This window comes from Methylobacterium isbiliense, assembly GCF_022179325.1.
GTDB lineage: Bacteria > Pseudomonadota > Alphaproteobacteria > Rhizobiales > Beijerinckiaceae > Methylobacterium > Methylobacterium isbiliense.
The window spans coordinates 21,184-29,907 of sequence record NZ_BPQQ01000007.1; the positions used below are offsets into that span (position 1 = coordinate 21,184).

Genomic DNA, 8,724 nt, shown 5'->3' on the forward strand with positions numbered 1-8,724 from the left:
GATGCGAGCACGCTCTCCGGATTGCCAGGTCATGAACTCGCGGCCTGACCGCAGGACGGGCAGAACTTGGCGCCGGGCTCAAGGCTGGCTCCGCATTTCGAACACTTTGCTTCGTCCGGCCCGAGACGCTCGCCGCACTGGCCGCAGAACCGTGCCGAGGGTGCGTTGTCGGATCGGCAGCTCGGGCAGACGACCACGCGTACGGGCTCGGCCGTCTCGCATTGATGCCCGGGCGCGGGGCTTTGCGGAGCCGCGGGCCAACCTGGAGTTGGGCCGCCCGGCCCGGGGCCCGGCGCCCCCCAAGGCCCACCGCCGTAGGACCCGTGCCCGCCACCGTGGCCGCCATGACCTCCGCCAAAGCCGCCGCCGTGACCGCCGCGAAGGCCCCCGAGCAAGTCCCGTAGAAAGCTCATGGTTTGCTCCTCTGGTGCATGTTTACGCTCTGCTGAGCTAAGCCGTCACGGGCTTCAGTGTCGCCGGAGCGCCCGGACGGGTTCCTCCACTCGAGCCGGATTCTTGAAAGAACCCGAGAAGCCGGAGTGCGTTCGCCGTCACGATGACGGTCGCGCCCGTGTCGGCGAGGATCGCGATCCACAGGCCCGTGAGCCCGAGCACGCTCGTGACCAGGAACACCGCCTTCAGCCCGAGCGCGATCACAATGTTCTGACGGATGTTCGCCATTGTGGCGCGGGCGAGCCGCACCATGCGCGCTACGTCGCGAACCTGGTTCCGGAGAAGCGCGGCGTCCGCCGTCTCGAGCGCGACGTCGGTGCCCGAGCCCATGGCGACGCCGACCTGCGCCGCCGCGAGCGCCGGTGCGTCATTGATGCCGTCGCCGATCATCATCACCGACTGATGCTCGGCGAGCGCGCGGATGGCCGTGACCTTGTCGTCCGGCATGAGTTCCGCGCGCTCGTCCATTTCGAGCGAGCCGGCGATGGCGGCCGCGGTGCGCTTATTGTCGCCGGTCAGCATGACCGAGCTGATCCCGAGCGCCTTGAGCTCGGCGACCCCTTCCCGCGCGTCTGGCCGCGGCTCGTCGCGGAGCGCGATGAGGCCGAGAAGCCGGCCCTCCCCGACGAGCGCCGCCACAGTTTTCCCTTCGCTCTCGAGACGTTCGGCTGTGTCGGCAGCTCGGCTGTCGAAAGCTGCGCGATCGCGCGCAAACCGCGGCGCTCCGAGGAACAGCTCGCAGCCCTCAACGATGCCTTCCAGGCCCTGGCCCGGAACGGCCGTGATCCGTTCGGTTGCGCGGAACGGGACGGCCTGCGCCTTGGCTCTCGCCACGATCGCGGTCGCGAGCGGGTGGCTTGATCCTGTCTCAAGAGACGCCGCGAGCGATAGGACCTCGCCCTCGGACATAGAGATCGCAACGACGTCGGTGACCTTCGGCCGTCCCTCGGTCAAGGTGCCGGTCTTATCGAAGGCCACCATCTGGGCCTTCGCGACCCCCTCGATCACGACGCCGCCCTTCATCAGGATGCCGCGACGCGCGCCGGCCGACAGGCTCGAGGCGATCGAGGCCGGCACTGAGATCACGAGCGCGCAGGGGCAGCCGATCAGCAGAAGCGCGAGCGCGCGGTAGATCCAGGTCGCCCAGTCCTGGCCGAACAGAAGCGGGGGAACGAGCGCAACCAGCACCGCCGCGACAACGATGAGCGGCATGTACCAGCGCGAGAAGCGGTCGATGAAGCGCTCGGTCGGCGCCTTGGCCTCCTGAGCCTCTTCGACGAGCCGGATGATCCGAGAAATCGTGTTGTCCTCGGCCGCCTTCTCGACCCGCAGGCGGATCACCGCTTCATGATTGATCGAACCGGCAAAGACAGGGTCGTCCGGGCCCTTGGTCTTGGGCACCGACTCGCCGGTGACCGGCGATTCGTCGATGCCCGACGTGCCGCTCAGGATGATGCCGTCCGCGGGAATGCGGTCACCCGGGCGCACCATCACGGTCTGGCCCACCTGCAGGCTGTCGGCGGGCACCTCTCGGGTCGCGCCAGCTTCCTCCAGCATCGCCGTCTTCGGCACGAGTTCACCGAGCGCTCGGATGCTGGCCCGCGCCCGTCCGGCCGCCACGCCCTCCAGCACCTCGCCGACCGCGAACAGGAACACGACGAGCGCCGCTTCCTCGGCGGCGCCGATGACGATGGCGCCGGTTGCGGCGATGGTCATCAGCATCTCGATGGTGAACGGCATGCCGGCGCGCGCCGCCGCAATCGCGCGGCGAGCGACGGGGAACGCTCCGATGAGGGTCGCGGCGACGAACAGCCAGGGTGAGAAGGCCGGGATCACGAACTTGGAGCCCCAGGCGACGACGAGCAGCACGCCCGTCAGGAGGACGAGCCGGCCTTTTGCGGTTTCCCACCAGCGGCGGTCGCCCGTGTCCTCATGCTCGTGCCGGTGTCCATGGCTGTGGCCATGGGCCTCCGTCGCTTCGTCCCGCCGCTTGGCCCTGCCGGCAGCGGGTGTGCTTGCGGCCGAGCCGGCGATCCGCGCTTCGGGAACATTGCCGAGAGGAGGCGCGTGGTGGTTGTGAGTTTCATGAGGATCCTGCTCCCGGTCCTGGTGCAGTCGCCTTGCGCTCGTCTTCGCCTCGACCCGGCGCGGCGTGTAGCCCAGGGCCGCGATCTGACGCTCGATGGCCTCCTCCGTCGGGCCGCCGTCCTCGACCTCCACGTTCACGCTCTCGGTCGCGAAGGTCACCTTGACGGTGGACACGCCCGGCAGGCGCCAAAGCGCCGTGCGGATCTTGTCGGCGCAGCTGCCGCAATCCATGCCCTCGACGCGGAAGGTCAGCGCTTTGCGGGTCGGGGCGTCGGTCGAATGCGCCATCGCTCGTCTCCAATGCGACTCTTCGAAGAGCCGTAGCACCTCGAGCGGCTAGAGGATCAAGCGCTTTTTTGGGGGGATGAGTCCGGGCTGGGCCGGCCGGCGCAGTCCTTGAGTCTCCGGATGGCTGGTACCAGCGCCGTTCGGTCCTCAAGCCTCTCGAGATCGAACAGCCGTTCTCTGGCGTTGCTGGTGTTGCTCGCCAGGGACTCGTTCCCGCGGTATCCAGGGTACGTCCCAAAGGCGAGCTCTCGCCCTCCAGCACCCGCAACAATCCATTTATTTCTCGCAACATGTCCGAAACCCTGCTTGCGCCCATGCTGACGACCGGCTTCGTGGTTGCGTTCTTGCATGCCGCTTTGCCGACTCATTGGCTCCCATTCGTCCTCGCCGGTCGCGGGCAGCGTTGGAGCCGGGCCAAGACGCTTTCCATCACGGCGCTCGCCGGGTTGGGCCACGTCCTGTTCACGACCCTGCTTGGCGTCATCGTTGTCGGGCTCGGGATCGAGACCAGCCGGTGGACCGGCGACGTGTTTCCGCTCCTGGCCGGGGGTGCGCTGATCGCCTTTGGCCTTTATTACCTCATGCGCCAGATGCGGGGAGCGCGCGGCCACGGCCATTGGGGACTAAGGCCCAAGCACCGTCACCCCGATCATGATGGCGGCCCCGCTAGCAGCGGGCCTCACGCTCACGATGCGAGTCATCTCGATCACCAATCCGATCGGGTAGCCGTGCTGAGCCTTCTCGCTCTTCTGACCTTCTCGCCGTGCGAGGCGTTCCTGCCCGTCTATCTCTCCGGCATATCGTATGGCTGGGCAGGCTTCGGCGCCTTGAGCTTGGTCCTGGCCATCGCAACGCTCACGGGCATGCTCGCACTGACCTGGGTGACTCTCGCCGGCTTCGAGCGCCTGCGCCTCTCGGCGCTGGAACGGTTCGAGGCTGGAATGCTGGGCGGCGCACTCGTCCTTCTTGGCGTGCTTGTCATCGTGTTCGCGAGTTGACCCGAGAATATTGGCGTGAAGCCATCCAGGCAGCGCTCGGCACCTTCTTTCCTTGCGAAACGGGAACTTCCGATGGCCGATGCCAATTCATATGACGTCCTGATCATCGGCGGGGGCCCGGGCGGCTACGTCGCGGCTATCAGCGCCGCCCAGCTCGGCCTGAAGACAGCCGTGGTCGAGCGCGAGCATCTCGGCGGCATCTGCCTCAACTGGGGCTGCATCCCGACCAAGGCGCTGCTGCGCACCTCCGAGATCTACGGGTACCTCCAGCACATCGAGAGCTTTGGGCTCAAAGCGCAAGTGATCCCGTTCGACATGGGAGCGGTGATCAAGCGGTCCCGCGCCGTCGCAGGTCAGCTCAACGGAGGCGTCGTGCACCTCCTGCGAAAGAACAAGGTCGACGTGATCTGGGGCGCCGCGACGATCGAGAGTCCCGGGACGGTCAAGGTCGCGCCGTCCACCGGGTCCGTCGAGGGCCCGCCCGTGCCGGCGCCCAAGGGCGCGCTCGGGCCGGGCACCTATCGCGCGAGCCATGTCATCGTCGCGACCGGCGCTCGCCCGCGCGTGCTGCCGGGCCTCGAGCCGGACGGAGACCGCGTGTGGACCTATTTCGAGGCGCTGAAGCCCGACAGCATGCCGCGCTCGCTCCTTGTCATCGGATCGGGCGCGATCGGCATCGAGTTTGCCTCGTTCTACGGCACCATGGGAGCCGACGTGACCGTCGTGGAACTCCTACCGCAAATCCTGCCCGTCGCAGGATCCTGACGAGCGCCAAGGTGATCAGGCTGGAGAAGGGCCCAGATGACGTGACCGCCACCATCGAGCGCGAGGGCGCAGCGCCCGAGACGATCACCGCGGACCGGGTGCTCTCGGCCGTCGGCGTCGTCGGCAACGTCGAGAACCTCGGACTTGACGCGATCGGCGTCACGATCGAGCGCGGCATCATAGTCACGGACGGCTATGGGCGGACGAACGTCCCCGGCCTTTACGCCATCGGCGACGTGGCCGGCGCGCCGATGCTCGCCCACAAGGCCTCGCATGAGGGCGTCGTCTGCGTCGAGGCGATCGCCGGGGCGAACGAGGTGCACCCTCTCGACAAGGGCAAGATCCCAGGCTGCACCTACTGCAATCCCCAGATCGCCTCGGTCGGGATCACGGAGAGCAGGGCAAAGGCGCTGGGTTTCGACATCCGGGTCGGCCGTTTCCCGTTCATCGGCAACGGCAAGGCGATTGCGCTCGGCGAGCCGGACGGGCTCGTCAAGACGGTGTTCGACAAGAGGACCGGCCAGCTTCTTGGGGCTCATATGGTCGGCGCGGAGGTGACCGAGCTCATCCACAACTTCGTGGTAGCGATGAACCTCGAGACCACCGAGGCGGAGCTGATGCAAACCGTGTTTGCCCATCCGACCCTCTCCGAGATCGTCCACGAGGGCGTGCTCGCCGCCTATGGCCGGGCCATTCACTATTGAGCCCAGGACAGAGCTTGTCATTGAGTCCAGGATGCGACCTATCCACGTCATCAAAGCCAGACCCCCGGCTCTCAGAAGGGCCTCACGGAAGCTCCTCCTCGAGCCACTGCCATGCCTGCGCGACCTCCTCCTTGTGAAAGAAGCGCGTCTCTGTCGGCGAGAAGGGGTCGGACAGCCGCGCCAGTCGCGCTTGCCACAGCGCCTCGCCGACAATCGCTAGGCGCTCAAGGCTCAACGCGAAGCGCACCTCCGAAGCCGGGTCCGGCCATCCGATGGCAGGCGTGTCCCACCCTTCGAAGTGATCCATCAGAACGAGGATGCGAAGCTTCGCACGCCCTTCCACCATGCGGGCGAGCACGGGAATGAGGCGCTCGTAGTCCTCCGCCGTCAGCCGTCGGCTCACGCGGATGCCGAAGACCTCCGGACGGCTCGTCTCAAGGACTTCGAACATCGCTCGCCTCCGCGCCGGCGTTCGCCTCCGGTGAGAGCCGCCTTGCGGCACCGGGTCTGGATTGAGAGCAGTGCGTATGGACAGTCATATGCACAGTGCCTTCGGGCGGCTTGAGATCGTCGAGACCGGGCGGCGGCGACGCTGGTCGGAGGACGAGAAGGTCCGGATCGTTCTGGAGAGCCTGGCCGGACCTCGGCTGATCTCTGCGACGGCGCGGCGGCACGGTGTTTCGCGTGCGCAGCTTTTGACCTGGCGGCGGAAGCTGAGGCTCGAGCGAGAAGCGGCTGCGCCGGGGACCTTCGTCCCGGCGATCGTCGCGCCGGAGCCACCAGCCGCGTCCACACCGCCCTCGCGGGTGGAGTCTCCGGGGGCCAGTAAGGGACGGATGGAGATCGTGCTGGCGCATGGTTGGCGCGTCATCGTGGATGCCGAGGTAGATTCCGCTGCGCTGGCTCGAGTTCTCGATGCGCTTGGTGAGCGATGATCCCGATCCCGACAGGCGTCCGAGTTTGGCTGGCCACCGGGCATACGGATATGCGGAGGGGCTTTCCGAGCTTGTCGTTGCAGGTCCAGGAAGTGCTCCGGCATGATCCGCTGAGCGGTCACCTGTTCTGCTTCCGCGGTCGGCGGGGCGATCTCCTGAAGGTCATCTGGCACGATGGGCAGGGCGCGTGCCTGTTCACGAAGAGGCTGGAGCGTGGGCGGTTCCTGTGGCCAACGCCGGCTGACGGCGCGGTGACGATCTCGACTGCCCAGCTCGGCTACCTGCTGTCGGGGATCGACTGGCGTCATCCCCAGGCAACCTGGCGTCCGACCTCGGTGGGATGATTGTCCGGCTTGCAGGCCGTGCAGGACGTGATTCCATCGGCGAGTGATTGCCGATTCGCTCCCTGCCGATCTCGCCGCGGCTCACGCCATGATCCTGGCGGAGCGCGCGGCCCGGATGGCCGCCGAGGCCGAGGCGACCCACGCCAAGGCCGACCTGACGGGCACCGAAGCGCTGATCGCGCATCTGAAGCTCGCCATCGAGAAGCTGCGGCGGGCTCTCTACGGCAGCCGCTCGGAACGTCAGGCGAAGCTCCTCGACCAGATGGAGCTCGAACTGGAGGAACTGGAGGCGGCGGCGAGCGAGGACGCCATCGCGGCGCAGGCTGCGGCTGCGCAGGCCTCCCGGACCATGACGGTTCGCAAGCACCCCTCGCGCCGCCCGTTCCCGGCACATCTGCCGCGCGAGCGCATCGTGATCGCGGCACCCACGGCCTGCCCGTGCTGCGGGTCGGCCAAGCTGTCGAAGCTCGGGGAGGATATCACTGAGACGCTGGAGGTGGTGCCGCGCCGCTGGAAGGTGATCCAGACCGTGCGGGAGCGCTTCAGCTGCCGTGACTGCGAGCGGATCATGCAGCCGCCTGCACCCTTCCACGTCACGCCCCGGGGCTTTGCCGGGCCGCAGCTTCTCGCCACCATCCTGTTCGACAAGTTCGCGCAGCACCTGCCTTTGAACCGGCAGAGCGAGCGCTTTGCCCGGGAGGGGATCGAGCTCAGCGTCTCGACGCTCGCCGACCAGGTCGGGGCCTGCGCGACGGCCCTGGCGCCGCTTCACCGGTTGATCGAGGCGCATGTGCTGGCAGCAGAGCGCCTTCATGGCGACGACACGACGGTGCCGATCCTGGCCAGGGGCAAGACGACCACGGGCCGGATCTGGAGCTACGTCCGCGACGACCGGCCCTTCGGCGGCCCGGACCCGCCGGCGGCGCTGTTCTATGCCTCTCGTGATCGATCCGGCGCGCATCCCGAGCGCCACCTGGGCGGGTTCGGCGGCATTCTCCAGGCCGACGCCTATGGCGGCTACAACGGGCTGTACGGTCCCGACCGTGCGGCCGGGACGGTGACGCCGGCGTTCTGCTGGTCTCATGCCCGGCGCAAGTTCTTCGAGCTGGCCGATATCGCCGGCAATGCCCGAAGGGGCAAGAACGCGGCCGTGATCTCGCCAATCGCCCTGGAAGCCGTCAGGCGCATCGATGCCCTGTTCGAGATCGAGCGCGGCATCAACGGACTCCCGGCGGCCGAGCGCCTCGACGCCCGCAAGCGCGAGAGCGCTCCGCTCGTCGCCGAGCTCGAGGCTTGGCTGCGGGACCAGCGCTCGCGCCTGTCGCGCTCCTCGCCCGTCACCGAGCCAATCGACTATCTGCTCCGGCGCTGGCCGGCCTTTACTCGCTTCCTTGATGACGGGAGGGTCTGTCTCAGCAACAACGCGGCCGAGCGGGCGCTGCGCGGCTTTGCACTGGGTCGCAAGGCGTGGCTGTTCGCGGGCTCTGAGCGCGGCGCCGAGAGAGCGGCCGCCATCGCGACGCTGATCATGACGGCGAAGCTGAACGACATCGATCCGCAGGCTTGGCTCGCCGACGTGCTGGCTCGCATCGCTGGCCATCCCGTCCAGCAGCTCGGCGAACTGCTCCCCTGGCGCTGGGGTCGCTCGGCGCCACGCGATCTCGCTCAGGCGGCCTGACGCTGGCGCGCGTCCGTGTCGTTCACACCGCCGCGGCAGTTGCTGTCCGGCTGGGCGTCTCCGAGGATCTGGTGCGGCTCATGGCGGAGGAACTCTCCGATGAAGACGGCTGCATCCTCGTCTTGGGCGTCACCGACGAGGACTGGACGCCTGCCTTCACGGTTCAGGGCATCGACGCCCTCCGCGAGCTCATCGCCGAGTTCAGCCAGCTCGACCTCCCTCTGGAGAAGACCAGCTCGCGGCCCTGACCGGATGCGTACGCGCCGGCGGACGACCTGGGCCTTACACCAGGCCGAGGCAGAGGCTCTCGGCGGGCAGGATGTCGCGCCACTCCGCGACGAGCTTGCGATAGGCCTCCCCGACCGGCCTGATCTTGCGGTCGAGATCGTAGAGGCCGAGCGGATTGACCTGTCCGTTGTCCTCCCGCAACGCGGTGTCCCAGTCGACCTGTGTTGTTGCCCCCGAACGACC

Annotated in this window: 8 protein-coding genes and 2 pseudogenes; 6 read left to right on the forward strand and 4 right to left on the reverse strand. The window is 67.8% G+C overall.

The features are described 5' to 3' along the window. Positions 1 to 29: 29 nt before the first annotated feature. A complete protein-coding gene (locus MFF61_RS34010; RefSeq protein ID WP_353960069.1) occupies positions 30 to 413 on the reverse strand; it encodes a zinc-ribbon domain-containing protein in 384 nt (127 codons plus the stop codon). Positions 414 to 450: 37 nt separating this feature from the next. Beyond that, entirely contained in the window at positions 451 to 2,829 is a 2,379-nt protein-coding gene (locus tag MFF61_RS03445; protein ID WP_238233718.1) for a heavy metal translocating P-type ATPase, read from the reverse strand. Positions 2,830 to 3,119: 290 nt separating this feature from the next. Between MFF61_RS03445 and MFF61_RS03450 the strand changes: the two genes are divergently transcribed. Beyond that, entirely contained in the window at positions 3,120 to 3,827 is a 708-nt protein-coding gene (locus MFF61_RS03450; RefSeq protein WP_238233719.1) for a hypothetical protein, read from the forward strand. 72 nt (positions 3,828 to 3,899) lie between these two features. Beyond that, positions 3,900 to 5,296: pseudogene (gene lpdA / locus MFF61_RS03455) on the forward strand (dihydrolipoyl dehydrogenase). 82 nt (positions 5,297 to 5,378) lie between these two features. Here lpdA and MFF61_RS03460 read toward each other — a convergent pair. Next, positions 5,379 to 5,747, reverse strand: coding sequence for a SpoIIAA family protein (locus MFF61_RS03460; protein ID WP_238233720.1), 369 nt, complete (start codon positions 5,745 to 5,747; stop codon positions 5,379 to 5,381). Positions 5,748 to 5,835: 88 nt separating this feature from the next. On the opposite strand from MFF61_RS03460, the gene tnpA reads away from it, so the two are divergent. The 4 genes from tnpA to MFF61_RS03480 all read left to right on the forward strand — a co-directional run bounded on the left by tnpA (position 5,836) and on the right by MFF61_RS03480 (position 8,501). Further along, a complete protein-coding gene (gene tnpA, locus MFF61_RS03465) occupies positions 5,836 to 6,231 on the forward strand; it encodes an IS66-like element accessory protein TnpA (RefSeq protein ID WP_238233721.1) in 396 nt (131 codons plus the stop codon). Next, on the forward strand, positions 6,228 to 6,575 hold the full coding sequence (gene tnpB / locus MFF61_RS03470) for an IS66 family insertion sequence element accessory protein TnpB (RefSeq protein ID WP_238233722.1): 348 nt from the start codon (positions 6,228 to 6,230) through the stop codon (positions 6,573 to 6,575). Before tnpA ends, tnpB begins: the two co-directional genes overlap by 4 nt. Before the next feature lie 88 nt (positions 6,576 to 6,663). Then, positions 6,664 to 8,253 carry an IS66 family transposase gene (tnpC, locus tag MFF61_RS03475; protein WP_238233727.1) on the forward strand — a complete coding sequence of 530 codons (1,590 nt, stop codon included), beginning with the start codon at positions 6,664 to 6,666 and terminating at the stop codon, positions 8,251 to 8,253. An 80-nt stretch (positions 8,254 to 8,333) separates the two neighbouring features. Beyond that, positions 8,334 to 8,501 carry a hypothetical protein gene (locus tag MFF61_RS03480; RefSeq protein WP_238233723.1) on the forward strand — a complete coding sequence of 56 codons (168 nt, stop codon included), beginning with the start codon at positions 8,334 to 8,336 and terminating at the stop codon, positions 8,499 to 8,501. A gap of 34 nt (positions 8,502 to 8,535) precedes the next feature. On the opposite strand, the pseudogene MFF61_RS03485 reads toward MFF61_RS03480, so the two are convergent. Further along, positions 8,536 to 8,724: pseudogene (locus tag MFF61_RS03485) on the reverse strand (glycoside hydrolase family 1 protein); the annotation flags it as partial.